General features: G+C 59.4%; 14 protein-coding genes. 4 read left to right on the top strand and 10 right to left on the bottom strand.

The genetic code is table 11. The annotated features are described in order from the left end of the window. Positions 1-28 precede the first annotated feature (28 nt). On the bottom strand, positions 29-655 hold the full coding sequence (locus AB7M25_RS00745; protein WP_429386883.1) for a glutathione S-transferase family protein: 627 nt from the start codon (positions 653-655) through the stop codon (positions 29-31). A gap of 126 nt (positions 656-781) precedes the next feature. Beyond that, entirely contained in the window at positions 782-1,684 is a 903-nt protein-coding gene (locus AB7M25_RS00740) for a LysR family transcriptional regulator (RefSeq protein ID WP_429386880.1), read from the bottom strand. A 575-nt stretch (positions 1,685-2,259) separates the two neighbouring features. Here AB7M25_RS00740 and AB7M25_RS00735 point away from each other — a divergent pair. Genes AB7M25_RS00735 through AB7M25_RS00720 form a run of 4 tightly spaced genes read left to right on the top strand, consistent with a single transcriptional unit; the run spans position 2,260 to position 7,069 of the window. Further along, positions 2,260-3,417 carry an AI-2E family transporter gene (locus AB7M25_RS00735; protein WP_429517544.1) on the top strand — a complete coding sequence of 386 codons (1,158 nt, stop codon included), beginning with the start codon at positions 2,260-2,262 and terminating at the stop codon, positions 3,415-3,417. A gap of 14 nt (positions 3,418-3,431) precedes the next feature. Then, on the top strand, positions 3,432-4,943 hold the full coding sequence (locus AB7M25_RS00730) for an efflux transporter outer membrane subunit (protein ID WP_454236883.1): 1,512 nt from the start codon (positions 3,432-3,434) through the stop codon (positions 4,941-4,943). Beyond that, positions 4,936-6,054, top strand: coding sequence for an HlyD family secretion protein (locus AB7M25_RS00725; protein WP_454236882.1), 1,119 nt, complete (start codon positions 4,936-4,938; stop codon positions 6,052-6,054). The genes AB7M25_RS00730 and AB7M25_RS00725 overlap by 8 nt, the downstream gene beginning before the upstream one ends. Beyond that, positions 6,044-7,069: a DUF2955 domain-containing protein gene (locus tag AB7M25_RS00720; RefSeq protein WP_454236881.1), complete on the top strand. Its 1,026-nt coding sequence runs from the start codon at positions 6,044-6,046 to the stop codon at positions 7,067-7,069. The genes AB7M25_RS00725 and AB7M25_RS00720 overlap by 11 nt, the downstream gene beginning before the upstream one ends. Positions 7,070-7,114: 45 nt before the next feature. Here AB7M25_RS00720 and glmS read toward each other — a convergent pair whose 3' ends face one another. The 8 genes from glmS to AB7M25_RS00680 form a co-directional block, all read right to left on the bottom strand. Then, a complete protein-coding gene (glmS, locus tag AB7M25_RS00715; protein WP_429386865.1) occupies positions 7,115-8,947 on the bottom strand; it encodes a glutamine--fructose-6-phosphate transaminase (isomerizing) in 1,833 nt (610 codons plus the stop codon). A 1-nt stretch (position 8,948) separates the two neighbouring features. Continuing rightward, positions 8,949-9,725 (bottom strand): DeoR family transcriptional regulator, encoded by a 777-nt coding sequence (locus AB7M25_RS00710; protein ID WP_007969913.1) that lies wholly within the window; start codon positions 9,723-9,725, stop codon positions 8,949-8,951. Between the two features lie 215 nt (positions 9,726-9,940). Then, entirely contained in the window at positions 9,941-11,308 is a 1,368-nt protein-coding gene (glmU, locus tag AB7M25_RS00705; protein ID WP_429561123.1) for a bifunctional UDP-N-acetylglucosamine diphosphorylase/glucosamine-1-phosphate N-acetyltransferase GlmU, read from the bottom strand. Between the two features lie 113 nt (positions 11,309-11,421). Further along, a complete protein-coding gene (locus AB7M25_RS00700; protein ID WP_007969909.1) occupies positions 11,422-11,847 on the bottom strand; it encodes a F0F1 ATP synthase subunit epsilon in 426 nt (141 codons plus the stop codon). Between the two features lie 45 nt (positions 11,848-11,892). Continuing rightward, positions 11,893-13,269, bottom strand: a complete 1,377-nt coding sequence (gene atpD / locus AB7M25_RS00695) for a F0F1 ATP synthase subunit beta (protein ID WP_007969907.1) — start codon at positions 13,267-13,269, stop codon at positions 11,893-11,895. A gap of 27 nt (positions 13,270-13,296) precedes the next feature. Further along, a complete protein-coding gene (gene atpG / locus AB7M25_RS00690) occupies positions 13,297-14,157 on the bottom strand; it encodes a F0F1 ATP synthase subunit gamma (RefSeq protein ID WP_007934344.1) in 861 nt (286 codons plus the stop codon). A 50-nt stretch (positions 14,158-14,207) separates the two neighbouring features. Further along, positions 14,208-15,752, bottom strand: coding sequence for a F0F1 ATP synthase subunit alpha (gene atpA, locus AB7M25_RS00685; RefSeq protein WP_007969905.1), 1,545 nt, complete (start codon positions 15,750-15,752; stop codon positions 14,208-14,210). A 21-nt stretch (positions 15,753-15,773) separates the two neighbouring features. After that, on the bottom strand, positions 15,774-16,310 hold the full coding sequence (locus AB7M25_RS00680; RefSeq protein ID WP_007969904.1) for a F0F1 ATP synthase subunit delta: 537 nt from the start codon (positions 16,308-16,310) through the stop codon (positions 15,774-15,776). Positions 16,311-16,320 lie beyond the last annotated feature (10 nt).

Genomic DNA, 16,320 nt, shown 5'->3' with positions numbered 1-16,320 from the left:
GCGGCCCGGCAACACCGGGCCGCGAGCATCAGGCAGTTTTTTGCAGGCCGGCGACGGTGCGCGGCATGCCAATAAAACCTGGCAAGGCTTCGATACGGGCCAGCCACGCGCGAATATTGCGGTACTCGTCCAGCGACACATTGCCCTCCGGCGCATGGGCGATGTAGCTGTAGGCGGCGACGTCGGCAATCGTCGGTTCAGTGCCAACCAGATACGCTGTATCGGCCAGTTCGTGATCGATCACCTTGAGCACGGTATGCGCGTAGGCAATCACTTCTTCAGCGTTGTAAGGCGCACCAAATACAGTGATCAACCTGGCCCGGGCCGGACCGAAGGCAATCGGGCCGGCAGCCACCGACAACCAGCGCTGGACGTTGGCCGCCCCCACCGGATCAGCCGGCAGCCAACGGCCGTTGCCGTACTTTTGCGCCAGATACACCAGAATCGCGTTGGAGTCGGCCAACACCACGCCCTGGTCATCAATGACCGGCACCTGACCGAATGCATTGAGCGCCAGGAACGCCGGTTGCTTGTGTTCGCCCTTGGCGAGGTCAACGAAGATCAATTCGGTCGGCAATTTCAGCAGGGACAGCATCAACTCGACACGATGCGCGTGGCCGGAACGTGGGAAGTTGTAGAGTTTGATCGCTTGCATGGTCGACACCTCGGGTCAGTGGCGCTGCTCAGTAAGACCAGCGCCGGTGGGTCGTATCTTCCACTCACAAGCAAAACAACAGAATCACCAGCAAACGCAATCCATTATTTCACTGGGTGAAATAACTCAACCCTCGAGCGCCGGGTGCTCGCGCAGGGTCTTGACCGCGAAATCCACAAAACTGCGCACCCGGGCCGGAGCTTTGCGCCCGCCCTGATAGAGCACGTGGATGGGCAATGGCGGCAGTTCGAACTCAGCCAGAACAATCTCCAGCTCACCGGCGGCCACCTTGCTCGCCACTTGATAAGACAGCACCCGCGTGAACCCCAACCCCAGACTGGCTGCCGTGAGGGCCGCCTGATTCGCCGTCACCACCAGTCGCGGTTCAGCCCTCACACTCAGGGTTTCGCCGTCTTCAATGAATGGCCAACTCCTGAGTTGGCCAATGGCCGATGTCGCAATGATCGGCGCCTGAGCCAGTTCCTGTGGATGCCTGGGCCGACCATGGCCGGCCAGAAACTGTGGCGAGGCGCAGATCACCCGCCGCACCTCGCCCACGCGAATCGCATGCTGATTGCTGTCGGGTAGCTCGCCGATACGGATGGCCACATCGACGCCCTCCTCGACCACGCTCACCACCCTGTCCACCAGCAGCGCGTTGATACAGACCTCGGGGAATTGCGTCAGGTAGCTCACCATCAGCGGCGTGACAAACAGCTCGCCAAACAAGACCGGTGCGGTGATGGTCAGTTGCCCACGAGGATGGATATGGCTGCCCGCTGCCGAATCCTCGGCTTCCTGCACCTCGGCGAGAATTCTCCGACAGTCCTCCAGATATCGCTGACCGGCTTCACTCAAATACACGCTGCGCGTCGTACGCGTGAGCAATTGCGTGCCAATCCGTTGCTCCAGCGCCGCCACCGCTCGGGTGACACTGGCCGCCGACAGACCCAAACGCCGCGCCGCCGCCGAAAAACCCTGCTCCTGGGCAACGGCAGCGAAGACCTGCATTTCCTGGAAGCGGTCCATGGGCATGTCCTCATTTCAAATAGATAAATCGCAATCGAAGGCCGGGATATTAAGCGCGGGCGCCCCAACAACATAGTTGGGCCCCGACCATCAACTAAATCAACGGACTACTGCACTCTAGCGCCTCCACCGTAAAAACGAAGCGTGGCACACACCTCTAAGAGCGGACCGGGGATTATTGATAATTAATGAGGGTTATTTTCTTGCGACGGATGCGACTGTTCGCAATGATCCGGCCCCGCTCGCTGAAGCGGCTAATGCCAGACCGGGAACAAGCGCCTTCGGCTGCACTCCCCACTCGTTTCCGGCATGGGTTCGTCAGCGGACACTATCCACAGCGGCAGAATTGCAGCCTGCGTAATCAGGCGGAATATTCGACTGCTCCTATACTACAAGCCACTCTGTTACCTATTGAGTTTTAGTAGGTACCTCGTTGAATTTTCCCTACATGAAAGAAGGCGTTAGTTGTTAACGCTGGAACGACGGTCGGTCGATCCTGCTTTCAAGATTCACGGGTAGGGAAGAGTGAACTTCAACTGGCTGGCTAACCTGGTGACACCGCAAGGAGTTCGAAAATGTTGCGCACTAACATTTCCGCTAGAGCACTGTCCGGTGGTTTGCTCGATGTACTGATACGCGCCGGGCTGATTACGGTGCTGGTACTGTTCTGCTTCCAGATCTTCCACCCCTTCCTCAACCTCATGCTCTGGGCACTGATTCTGGCGATCACCCTGTATCCCCTGCATGCGCTGATCAAGCGCAAGCTGGTCAATAAGGACGGTCGTGCCGCCACCCTGATCGTGGTGGTCTCCCTGGCCTTGCTGATGGTGCCGATCTACCTGCTGGGCACCTCGATCAGTGAATCGGTCCAGGGCACCCTGGCGATCCTCAAGTCCGATTCGCTGCAGATTCCGCTACCCAGCGAAAAAATCGCGTCCCTGCCGCTTGTTGGCCAGCCGCTCTACGACTACTGGATGCAGGCCGCCACCAATATGAGCAGCGTGTTCATGAAGCTCATGCCCTATATCAAGTCCATCGGCCTGACCTTGCTGGGCAAAATGGCCGACGTTGGTGTGGGTTTTCTGTTGTTCATCGGCGCCCTGATCATTGCCGGGGTGTTCATGGCCTATGGCGAAAATGGCGAAAGAAGCGCCTTGGCCATCGCCTCGCGTCTTTCCGGACCGGAGCGTGGCCCACGTATCACCGAGCTCTGCACCGCAACCATCCGCGCGGTGGCCCAGGGCGTGGTCGGCATCGCGTTCATTCAGATGTTGTTGGTGGGTGTGGGTTTCGTGCTCATGGGCGTTCCCGGTGCCGGCCTGCTGGCGATGGTTGCGCTACTGATGGGGATCATGCAATTGCCGGTGCTGCTGGTGACCCTTCCAGTAATCGCTTATGTCTTCGCCACCGAAGGGACGAGCCTGGCCACTGTTGTGTTCGGCATCTATAGCCTTATCGCCGGGATGGCCGACAACGTCCTCAAACCCTTGATGCTTGGCCGCGGCGTCGACGTCCCCATGCCGGTGATTCTGATTGGCGCCCTGGGCGGCATGGTCAGTGGCGGTTTCATTGGTTTGTTCATCGGCCCGGTTGCACTGGCAGTGGGCTACCAACTGTTCTGGCAATGGGTCCAGGACCAACCGTCTGCCGAGCTACTGAGCGAAACACCAGAGATCGAGGCGTTGAACGAGACACCGCACATCGAGGCCATGAACGATCAGCGTCCCCTCTGAGGAGGTTGCGCTTGATGCCACGTCCTGCTCGCATCAGCCGGCTGTTGCTCTGCGGGACTGCCTTTCTGGGGGGCTGCGTGCAACTGGGCCCGGACTTCCAGTCGCCAGCCCAGCCCTGGGTCGAACACTGGAACAGCCCGGCCCTGGAAATGGCCGGGCAAAAACGCGCGCAACCGGACAGCCGCCAATGGTGGCGTGTGTTCAAAGACCCGGTGCTGGATCACCTGATGGCCGAAGCCGACGCCCATAACCCCGACCTGGAGGTCGCTGGCCTGCGGGTCATGGAGGCTCGCGCGCAACTGGGCATCGCCCTGAGTGGACGCTACCCGCAATTGCAGCAGGCCAGCGCCGACAGCCTGTACCTGAACCGTCGACAATCGGGCGGCGCCAACCCACAGGACACGCATTTCTGGCAACACAGCGTCGGCTTCGATATTGGTTGGGAGCTGGATTTCTGGGGTCGTTTCAGCCGTGCCATCGAGTCGGCCGACGCGTCCTGGTTTGCCGCCCAGGCCAACTATGAAAATGCCCTGGTGCTGTTGCACGCGCAGCTGGCGCAAAACTACTACGCGCTGCGCACCGCCGAGGCACGCCTGGCCATCGCCCGCAGTAACGCCGCCTTGCAAAAACGCAGCTACGAGATCACCAAGCAGCTGTTCGAAAGCGGGGAGAATGCCGAACTCGACCTGCAACAGGCCAAGACCCAGTACCTGGGCACCTTGAGTACCATCCCGGATTTCGAGAGCCAGGTGGCGAGCTTGCGAAATGCATTGTCCACCCTTATCGGCCAGCCACCGGGCTCTATCCCTGACCTGGATCGCTACACCGGGGTGGTGCCATTGCTCGATACGGCGGTGCTGCAGGATGTACCGGCCAATCTGCTGGTGCGGCGTCCCGATGTTCGTGCTGCCGAACTGCAAGTGGCGGCGCAGTCGGCGTTGATCGGTGTGGCCGAGACTGACTTGTACCCCTCCATCAGCCTGCTGGGCAGCATCGTCTGGTCTGCCAGCTCGCTCAACGGTGCATCCAATACCCTCGACATGGTGGCCGGCCCCAGCCTGCGCTGGGACATCTTCGACCATGGCCGGATCACCAACAACGTCCGCGTGCAGGATGCGCGCTTGCAGCAGTTGATCGTTATCTACCAGGACAGCGTACGCCAGGCTGCACGCGAGGCAGACGATGCCGCGACCGGCTTGATCAAGGCGCTGGAGCGCGACCGGATCCTCAGCGATGCATCGGTGGCCGCCCAACGTTCGGTGACCCTGGCCAGTACCCAGTACCGCGAAGGTTATACGGATTTCCAGCGCCTGCTGGATGCTCAGCGCGCCCTGTTTGCCCAGCAGGATATTTACCTGGTCAACCGTGGCACCGCCGTCAACAGCCTGATCGCCCTGTACAAGGCGCTGGGCGGTGGCTGGTACAGCGACCAGCCGATGATCGACCCGGCCACCCGCCAACAGATGCAACAACGGACCGATTGGGGCGACCTGCTCGACGAACCGAAGGAAAATGCCCATGACTGACAGCCCACAACCGGCCGCCGAGAACACCCCGGCAGCCGCCGCCGACCCGGCCAGAAAAGCCATCAACTGGGTAGTACTGCTGATCATCCTGAGCCTGGTCTGGTACCTGATGGCCGACCGTTACACGCCCTACACGCAACAGGCACGGGTGCAGGCCTTCATTGTGCCGGTGGCGGCCGAGGTATCCGGCCGGGTGACCAAGGTACATGTACGCAATAACCAGGACGTCAAGGCTGGCGAATTGCTGTTTGAAGTCAATCCGGAGCAGTACCAGATTGCCGTCGATCGCGCCCGCGCCGACCTTGAGTCGACCCGTCGCCAGGTGGGCGCCAACACGGCTGGCGTCGACTCCAAGCTAGCGTCCCTGCGCGCGTCCCAGGCCAATGAGCTCAAGGCTCGCCAGGATAGCCAGCGGCTTGAGCGACTGTATCGCGAAGACCCGGGCACCATCTCGCTGCGCCGCCTCGAGATCTCCCGCGCCACCCTGGAAGAGTCCATCAGTCAGGTCGCCGCGGCCAAGGCCGAAGTGCAACGGGCACGGGAACAACAGGGCGGTAACGAATCAGAAAACGCCCAGTTGCTCAGCGCCGCCAGCAACCTCGAAAAAGCCGAGCTGGACTTGAGCAATACCAAAGTCCACGCGCGCTCGGCCGGCCTGATCACCGATTTGCGCACCGATGTCGGCCAGTTCGCCGCCGCCGGTGCGCCGGTGATGACCCTGATCGCCATCCACGACGTGTGGATCAGCGCCGACATGACCGAAAACAACCTCGGCAGTGTCCAGCCCGGGACGCCGGTGTCCATCGTCCTCGACGCCCTGCCAGGGAAAATCTACAAAGGCCATGTGCGCAGCGTCGGCTATGGCGTCGACATCGGCCAGACCACCCAGCCGGGCAGCCTGCCGAAGGTGGAGAACAGTCGCGATTGGCTCCGCCCGGCACAGCGCTTCCCGGTCATCATCGAGTTCGAACCCGGTGAGTTGACCGGTCCACAAGGCATTCGCTCCGGCGGACAGGCCGAAGTCATGGCCTTCCCGAGCGAAGGCAACCCGTTGAATATTCTTGGGCGCGTGTTTCTGCGCCTGATGAGCTGGATGTCCTATGCGTATTGAGCGCCCGGCCCGGGTTCAGCGCGCGCTGCGCCTGGGCTTCGGTACGGCGCTGTGCCTGGCGGCAAGCTTCGGCCTGGCCCTGCCCATCCCGTTCCTCGCGCCGATGCTGGCGCTGATGATGCTGGCAGCGATGAACCGGCCGTTGCCGTTCAAGGCCAGCCTGGGTCTGATCCTGATCCTGATGTTGACCACCGGGACAGGCCTGCTGCTGATCCCCCTGCTGCGTTACTACCCTCTCAGTGGCGTATTGATGGTCGGACTGTGCCTGTTCCTGGCTTTCGGTTACGGCCTGCGCGGTGGCAACCCGCTGGTGGCGACGTTCCTGGTGGTGGGCCTGACCTTGATCAGTGCCGCCGGAACCGCTGAATTCGCCCTGGCACTCGAGGTGATCGTGGCCCTGGTCAAGGGACTGTTCCTGGCCGTCACGACACTGACCATCAGCCATTGGCTGTTTCCCGACCCCGCCAGCGCCCCACCGGCCAAGCCCGGCCCGAGCCTTACGCCCACCGAAAGCAGCTGGCTGGCGCTACGGGCCACGCTGGTGGTGCTGCCGACGTTCCTGCTGGCCATGATCGACCCGGCCAGCTATCTGCCGATCATCATGAAAGCCGTCAGCCTCGGCCAACAGAGCTGCGCAACCAGCGCCCGCAGCGCCGGCCAGGAATTGCTCGGCTCGACCCTGCTCGGCGGCCTGATGGCGATTCTCTTCTGGTGCGCGCTGAGCCTGTTCGTGAATCTGTGGATGTTCTTTCTGTGGATGCTGCTGTTCGGTTTGCTGGTGGCCAGAAAACTCTACGGCCTGGCCACAACCCGACAACCACCGAGTTTCTGGCTCAACAGCCTGGCAACCCTGATCATTCTGCTCGGCCAATCGGTACAGGACAGCGCAGCGGGCAAGGACGTCTACACCGCCTTCGCCATCCGCATGGGGCTGTTCATTCTGGTGACTTTGTATGCCTGTTTGATGGTGTATTTGCTGGACACGCGGCGGCAACGGCGAATTACGCTCTCCTAGAAACAGAAAAACCCCCTGAAGAGGGGGTTTTTCGTTGTGGATAACTTATTCCACAGTAACCGACTTCGCCAGGTTGCGCGGCTGGTCAACGTCGGTGCCTTTGAGTACGGCAACGTAGTACGACAGCAGCTGCAGCGGGATGGTGTAGAGGATCGGCGACAGGATGTCGTGGATGTGCGGCATATGCACCACGTGGGTGCCTTCACCGTTGGTCATGCCGGCCTTCTCGTCAGCGAAGACGATCAACTGGCCACCACGTGCACGGACTTCCTGGAGGTTGGACTTCAACTTCTCCAGCAGCTCGTTGTTCGGCGCCACGGTCACGACTGGCATGTCGTTATCCACAAGCGCCAACGGGCCGTGTTTCAGCTCACCGGCCGGATAGGCTTCGGCGTGGATGTAGGAGATTTCCTTGAGCTTGAGTGCACCTTCCATCGCTACCGGGAACTGCGCGCCGCGACCGAGGAACAGCGTGTGGTTTTTCTCGGCGAACAGCTCGGAGATTTTTTCCACAGTGCTGTCCATGGCCAGCGCCTCGCCCAGGCGGGTTGGCAAACGACGCAGTTCTTCGACCAGCGTCGCTTCTACGTCTTTGGCCAAGGTGCCACGAACCTGGCCCAGGGAAAGCGTCAGCAACAACAGGCCGACCAATTGCGTGGTGAAGGCTTTGGTCGAGGCCACACCGATTTCGCGGCCGGCCTGGGTCAACAGGGTCAGGTCGGACTCACGCACCAGCGAGCTGATGCCGACATTGCAGATCGCCAGGCTGGCGAGGAAGCCCAGTTCCTTGGCGTTGCGCAGAGCGGCCAGGGTGTCGGCGGTTTCGCCGGACTGGGAAATGGTCACGAACAAGGTGTCCGGCTGCACCACCACCTTGCGGTAGCGGAATTCGCTGGCGACTTCGACCTGGCAAGGAATGCCGGCCAGCTCTTCGAGCCAGTAACGCGCGACCATGCCGGCGTGGTAACTGGTGCCGCACGCGACGATCTGTACGTTGCGCACTTTGGCGAACAGCTCGGCCGCCTGTGGACCGAATGCCTGTACCAGTACCTGGTTCTGGCTCAGGCGACCTTCCAGGGTGCGCTGCACCACGGACGGTTGCTCGTGGATTTCCTTGAGCATGAAGTGGCGGAACTCGCCCTTTTCAGCGGCTTCGGCACCGTCACGATACTGCACGGACTCGCGCTCGACAGCCTGGCCATCAACGTCCCAGATCTGCACGCTGTCGCGGCGAATTTCGGCGATATCGCCTTCTTCCAGGTACATGAAGCGGTCAGTGACCTGACGCAGGGCCAACTGGTCGGAGGCCAGGAAGTTTTCCCCAAGGCCCAGGCCGATCACCAGCGGGCTGCCGCTGCGGGCTGCGACCAGGCGATCAGGTTGCTTGGAGCTGATCACTGCCAGGCCGTAAGCACCATGCAGCTCTTTGACGGTCGCCTTGAGGGCCACGGTCAGATCATGCAGATCCTTGAGTTTGTGGTTCAGCAGGTGCGCGATGACTTCGGTGTCGGTGTCCGAGGTGAACACATAACCCAAGGCCTTGAGTTGCTCACGCAAGGCTTCGTGGTTTTCGATGATGCCGTTGTGCACCACCGCCAGGTCACCAGAGAAATGCGGGTGGGCATTGCGCTCGCACGGTGCACCGTGGGTAGCCCAGCGGGTGTGGGCAATACCCAGGCGACCAACCAGCGGCTCGGTGGTCAATGCCTGCTCCAGCTCACTGACCTTGCCCGGGCGACGCAGGCGCTCGAGTTTTTCATCGTTGGTGTAGACCGCCACGCCAGCGCTGTCATACCCACGGTATTCGAGGCGTTTCAGGCCTTCGACGAGGATGGCGGTGATGTTACGTTCTGCGACTGCGCCGACAATTCCACACATGTTATTTCTCCTGACTGACAGCCGCGCATATCAAATTGATGCCGCGGGCCTGAATCTGATCGCGAGCCTCGAGCGGCAGGCGTTCATCGGTAATAAGGGTATGGACGCTGCTCCAGGGCAGCTCCAGGTTGGGAATCTTGCGGCCGATCTTGTCGGCCTCCACCATCACGACGACTTCACGGGCGACTTCAGCCATGACCCGGCTCAGTCCGAGCAGTTCGTTGAAGGTGGTTGTACCGCGAACCAGATCGATGCCATCGGCACCGATAAACAGCTGGTCGAAATCGTAGGAGCGTAGTACCTGCTCGGCAACCTGCCCCTGGAAGGACTCGGAGTGCGGGTCCCAGGTGCCACCGGTCATCAACAGCACCGGTTCATGCTCAAGTTCGCTCAAGGCATTGGCGACATGCAGCGAGTTGGTCATCACCACCAGGCCGGGTTGTTGGCCGAGTTCCGGGATCATGGAGGCGGTGGTACTGCCACTGTCGATAATGATGCGCGCATGCTCGCGAATCCGCGCGACGGCGGCGCGAGCGATGGCTTGTTTGTACTTGGAAACCGGCTGACCCAGGTCGGCCACCAGTTCCTGCGGCATGGTGATCGCCCCGCCGTAACGACGCAGCAACAGACCATTGCTTTCAAGTGCCGCCAGATCCTTGCGAATCGTAACTTCCGACGTTTCGAAGCGCTTGGCCAACTCATCCACACTGACTTCGCCCTGCTCAGTGAGCAAGGCGAGGATGTTGTGACGGCGTTGAGGTGTGTTGCGCTTCGACATGACTTAGTAAGTTTCGATTCGAAAGATAACGGAAGCAATAAAAACCTATCGGCGAAACTTCGTCAAGTGCGGAGTGATGAAAAGACCTGTGGATAACTTGTAGGAGCGAGCTTGCTCGCGATGGGCGTGAACGATAATGCATTCTTTCTGGAAAAATGCGCCGCTCTCGAAATCATCGCGAGCAAGCTCGCCCCTACAGGGAGGTTGTGGATAACTCAGCCTTTCTTGACCTTCTCCGGCCGCTTCCAGCCGTCGATGTTCTTCTGACGAGCACGCCCGATGGCCAACTGGGATTTATCCACAGTCGACGTAATGGTCGAACCCGCCGCTGTGGTCGCGCCATCCAGGATATCCACAGGCGCCACCAACGAGTTGTTGGAGCCAATGAACACATCTTCGCCCAACACGGTTTTCCACTTGTTGACGCCATCGTAGTTGCAGGTGATGGTGCCGGCACCAATATTGGTGCGCGCGCCCACTTCGGCATCGCCCAGATAAGTCAGGTGACCGGCCTTGGCACCCTCGCCCAGGTGTGCATTTTTCAACTCGACGAAGTTACCCACATGCGCGCGGGCTTCCAGCACGGTACCTGGACGCAGACGAGCGAACGGACCGGCATCGCTGCCTTCACCCAGGATGGCACCTTCGATATGGCTGTTGGCCTTGATGACCACGCCTTTGCGCAGGGTGCTGTCCTTGATCACGCAGTTCGGGCCGATCACCACGTCATCTTCAATGACGACCTTGCCTTCGAGGATCACGTTGATGTCGATCAGCACGTCGCGGCCAACCGTGACGTCACCGCGAATGTCGAAACGAGCCGGGTCGCGCAGCGTCACACCTTGAGCCATCAAACGACGACCGGCGCGCAATTGATAATGCCGTTCCAGTTCGGAAAGCTGCTTGCGATCATTGGCGCCCTGCACTTCCATGGCGTCGTGCGGTTGCTCGGTAGCCACCACCAGACCATCGCTCACGGCCATGGCAATGATGTCGGTGAGGTAATACTCGCCCTGGGCGTTGTTATTGGAGAGACGGCTCATCCAGTCGCCAAGACGGGCAAAAGGCAGCGCCAGAATGCCGGTATTGCCTTCGGTGATTTTGCGCTCGGCTTCATTGGCATCTTTCTGCTCGACAATGGCTGTGACCTTGCCCTGCACATCACGAACAATGCGGCCGTAACCGGTCGGGTCATCCAGCTCGACGGTCAGCAAGCCCAATTGCTCTGGCCCCACCTGCTTGAGCAGACGTTGCAGGGTATCGACTTCGATCAACGGCACATCGCCATAAAGCACCAGCACGGTGTCGGACCGAATGAACGGCACGGCTTGAGCAACGGCGTGACCGGTACCCAACTGTTTATCCTGCAGGACGAAGTTCAGATCATCCGCCGCCAGGCGTTCGCGCACGGCATCGGCACCATGACCGATCACGACGTGGATGCGCTGTGGATCAAGTTGCCGGGCGCTGTGGATAACATGGCCGAGCATGGAGTTGCCGGCAATCGGGTGCAAAACTTTCGGCAAAGCGGAACGCATACGCGTGCCTTGGCCAGCAGCGAGAATAACGATTTCAAGAGACATAACTGGCTACCAATCCTGGGTGGTCAGCGGCTGCGACCGGGTTGTAAAAAACGGAAAAGAAAAAAGGGTAGCCGAGGCTACCCTTTTTAATCAATCACACAACAAATGCAGCCTTAGTGGCCGAACTTCTTGCGGATCTGCTGGACGGTGCGCAGCTGAGCTGCAGCCTCGGCCAGACGTGCGGCAGCAGAACCGTAATCGAATTCAGCGCCACGTTCATGCAAGGCCTTCTCGGCAGCCTTAACGGCTTCCTGAGCGGAGGCTTCATCCAGATCGGCAGCACGTTGCACGGTGTCGGCAAGTACCTTGACCATGTTCGGCTGAACCTCGAGGAAACCACCGGAGATGTAATACACCTCCTCTTCCCCGCCCTGCTTGACCAGGCGGATCGGACCTGGCTTCAGATTAGTGATCAGCGGCGCGTGACCCAGGGCGATACCAAGATCACCCAGTGCACCGTGCGCAATCACCATCTCGACCAGACCGGAAAAGATTTCCCCTTCCGCGCTGACGATATCGCAATGGACTGTCATAGCCATCTGATTGCCTCAACCTAAATTAGCGCCCGTTGCCGGGCGCCGGGATTACAGTTTCTTGGCTTTCTCGATCGCTTCTTCGATGCCGCCAACCATGTAGAACGCTTGTTCTGGCAGGTGGTCGTAGTCACCGTTGAGGATGCCTTTGAAGCCAGCAATGGTGTCTTTCAGGGAAACGTATTTACCCGATGCACCGGTGAAGACTTCAGCCACGAAGAACGGCTGCGACAAGAAGCGCTGGATCTTACGAGCACGGTTTACCAACTGCTTGTCGGCTTCCGACAGCTCGTCCATACCCAGGATCGCAATGATGTCCTTCAGTTCTTTGTAACGCTGCAGCACGTACTGAACACCGCGAGCGGTTTCGTAGTGGTCGTTGCCGATCACGTTCGGGTCCAGCTGACGCGAAGTCGAGTCCAGTGGGTCTACCGCCGGGTAGATACCCAGGGAAGCGATGTCACGGGACAGAACGACGGTGGCGTCCAAGTGGGCGAAGGTGGTCGCTGGCGACGGGTCGGTCAAGTCGTCCGCTGGTACGTATACCGCCTGGATCGAAGTAATCGAACCTTGCTTGGTCGAAGTGATGCGCTCTTGCAGCACGCCCATCTCTTCAGCCAGGGTCGGCTGGTAACCTACCGCCGAAGGCATACGGCCCAGCAGTGCGGATACTTCAGTACCGGCCAGGGTATAACGATAGATGTTGTCGACGAACAGCAGAACGTCGTTACCTTCGTCACGGAACTTCTCGGCCATGGTCAGGCCGGTCAGTGCTACGCGCAGACGGTTTCCCGGCGGCTCGTTCATCTGACCGTAAACCAGTGCCACTTTGTCCAGAACGTTGGAGTCCTTCATCTCGTGGTAGAAGTCGTTACCCTCACGAGTACGCTCACCCACACCGGCGAACACGGAATAACCGCTGTGCTCGATGGCGATGTTACGGATCAGTTCCATCATGTTTACGGTCTTGCCTACACCGGCACCACCGAACAGACCGACTTTACCGCCCTTGGCGAACGGGCAAACCAGGTCAATAACCTTGATGCCTGTTTCCAGCAGCTCGTTGCCACCGGCTTGTTCAGCGAAGGTTGGCGCAGGGCGGTGAATGCCCCAACGCTCTTCTTCGCCGATCGGGCCAGCTTCGTCGATCGGGTTGCCCAGTACGTCCATGATCCGGCCCAGGGTCGCTTTACCGACCGGTACGGAGATGGCTGCGCCAGTGTTGTTGACGTCCAGACCGCGCTTCAAGCCTTCGGTGGAGCCCATCGCAATGGTACGAACCACGCCGTCGCCCAGCTGCTGCTGAACTTCCAGAGTGGTTTCGGCGCCTTGAACTTTCAAGGCGTCGTAGATGCTCGGTACGCTGTCGCGTGGGAATTCCACGTCGATAACGGCGCCGATGATTTGAACGATACGTCCGCTACTCATAGCTGGATCCTCTGAATATTTGAACCGTTAAACCGCGGCAGCGCCGCCGACGATTTCCGAGATCTCTTGGGTGATCGCAGCCTGACGCGCCTTGTTGTAGACCAGCTGCAAATCGCTGATCAAATCACCGGCGTTGTCGGTAGCGTTCTTCATCGCGATCATCCGCGCAGCTTGTTCAGCCGCGTTGTTCTCGACCACCGCCTGGTAGACCTGCGACTCCACGTAACGGACCATCAAGCCGTCGAGCAGCTCCTTGGCATCCGGTTCGTAGAGATAGTCCCAGTGGTGCTTGAGTTCTTGATCCGGGGTTGCCACCAGTGGAATCAACTGCTCCACGGTAGGCTGTTGTGTCATGGTGTTGATGAACTTGTTGGACACCACGGACAGGCGGTCAATACGGCCGTCCAGGTAGGCATCCAGCATCACCTTGACGCTGCCGATCAGATCATTGATCGACGGCTCTTCACCCAGGTGGCTGATAGCTGCAACGACGTTACCGCCGAAGTTGCGGAAGAAAGCCGCACCCTTGCTACCAACGACACACAGATCGATCTCGACGCCGTTTTCGCGGTTTACCGCCATGTCCTTGACCAAAGCCTTGAACAGGTTGGTGTTCAAGCCACCACACAGACCACGGTCACTGCTCACTACGACATAACCGACGCGCTTTACTTCACGGTCGATCATGAACGGGTGGCGATATTCCGGGTTAGCGTTGGCCAGATGGCCAATAACCTGGCGGATGCGCTCCGCATAAGGACGGCTAGCAGCCATGCGCATTTGTGCCTTGCGCATTTTGCTGACCGCCACTTTTTCCATGGCGCTGGTAATCTTTTGCGTGCTTTTGATGCTCGCAATCTTACTGCGAATCTCTTTTGCGCCTGCCATGTAACACCTATCAGGTTAGCAAGCGGGAGCCGCTAGGCTCCCGCTGCGGCTTACCAGGTTTGGGTGGCCTTGAACTTCTCGATACCGGCTTTCAGGCCGCCATCGATTTCGTCATTGAAGTCACCCTTCACGTTGATCTTCGCCATCAAGTCGGCGTGATCGCGGTTGAAGTAAGCAATCAGCGCTTGTTCGAAGCTGCCGATCTTGGCGATTTCAACGTCGGTCAGGAACCCACGCTCAGCGGCATACAGCGACAGCGACATGTCGGCGATCGACATTGGCGCGTATTGCTTCTGCTTCATCAGCTCGGTAACGCGCTGACCATGCTCAAGTTGCTTACGGGTCGCTTCGTCCAGGTCAGAAGCGAACTGGGCGAATGCCGCCAGTTCACGGTACTGAGCCAGAGCGGTACGGATACCACCGGACAGCTTCTTGATGATCTTGGTCTGAGCGGCACCACCCACACGGGATACCGAAACACCGGCGTTCACTGCAGGGCGGATGCCCGAGTTGAACATGGCCGATTCCAGGAAGATCTGACCGTCGGTGATGGAAATCACGTTGGTCGGAACGAACGCGGAAACGTCGCCAGCCTGGGTTTCGATGATCGGCAGAGCGGTCAGGGAACCGGTTTTGCCGGTCACTGCGCCGTTGGTGAACTTCTCTACGTACTCTTCCGAAACGCGGGATGCGCGCTCCAGCAGACGGGAGTGGAGATAGAACACGTCGCCTGGGTAAGCTTCACGGCCTGGTGGACGGCGCAGCAGCAGGGAAATCTGGCGGTAAGCCACTGCTTGCTTGGACAGATCGTCATAAACGATCAGCGCGTCTTCACCGCGGTCGCGGAAGTATTCGCCCATGGTGCAACCGGAGTACGGAGCCAGGAACTGCAGTGCTGCAGATTCCGAAGCGCTCGCTGCAACGATGATGGTGTTAGCCAGTGCACCGTTTTCTTCCAGCTTGCGAACAACGTTGGCGATGGTCGATTGTTTCTGACCGATCGCTACGTAGACGCAGAAAATGCCGCTGTCTTTCTGGTTGATGATCGCGTCGATCGCCAGAGCGGTTTTACCGATCTGACGGTCACCGATGATCAGCTCACGCTGGCCACGGCCGACAGGGATCATGGCATCGACAGCCTTGTAGCCAGTCTGTACAGGCTGGTCTACCGACTTACGCCAGATCACGCCTGGAGCAACTTTCTCGACCGCGTCGGTCTCGGTGTTGTTCAGCGGACCTTTGCCGTCAACTGGGTTACCCAGTGCGTCGACTACGCGACCCAGCAGTTCCTTACCAACCGGAACTTCAAGGATGCGGCCAGTGCACTTGGCGCTCATGCCTTCAGCCAGAGTCTGGTATGCGCCCAATACAACGGCACCTACAGAGTCTTGCTCCAGGTTGAGGGCCATGCCGAAGACGCCGCCCGGAAACTCGATCATCTCGCCGTACATTACATCGGCCAGACCGTGAATCCGCACGATGCCGTCAGATACGCTGACGACAGTGCCTTCGTTACGGGCTTGGGAGGTCACATCGAGCTTGTCGATGCGGCCCTTGATAATTTCACTTATTTCGGAAGGATTGAGTTGCTGCATTGCTCTGCTGCCCCTTCAAACTCAAGATTTCAATGCTTCGGCAAGTTTCGCGATTTTGCCGCGAATCGAGCCATCGATAACCAGGTCGCCGGCGCGGATGACAACACCCCCAATAAGGGATGAATCTTCCTCGACTTGCAGGCGCACTTCCCGGTTGAGTCGTGCACTGAGAACCTTGGCGAGTTTGTCTTGCTGTTCTTGGTTCAATGCGAAGGCACTGGTCACTTCAACGTCTACCGATTTCTCTTGTTCGGCCTTGTACAGGTCGAACAGAGCGGCGATCTCCGGCAACAGCGGGAGACGGTCGTTTTCGGCAACGACGTGAATGAAATTCTGTGCCTTTACATCAAACTTGTCGCCGCACACGTCAATGAACGTGGCGGCCTTTTCTGCGCTCGTCAGTCGCGGGGCCTTGAGCACGCGCTGCATGGTGTCGTCTTGCGACACCGCTGCTGCCAGGCCGAGCATGGCTGACCAATTGGCCAGTTGCTGGTGGGCCTGAGCGTGCTCGAAGGCCGCCTTAGCGTAAGGTCGGGCCAACGTGGTCAGTTCTGCCATGATCGCCCTC

Source organism: Pseudomonas sp. AP3_22 TE3818 (genome assembly GCF_053628995.1).
The sequence above is the reverse complement of the archived record's forward strand: the minus strand, read 5'-3'. Positions and strand labels throughout refer to the sequence as shown.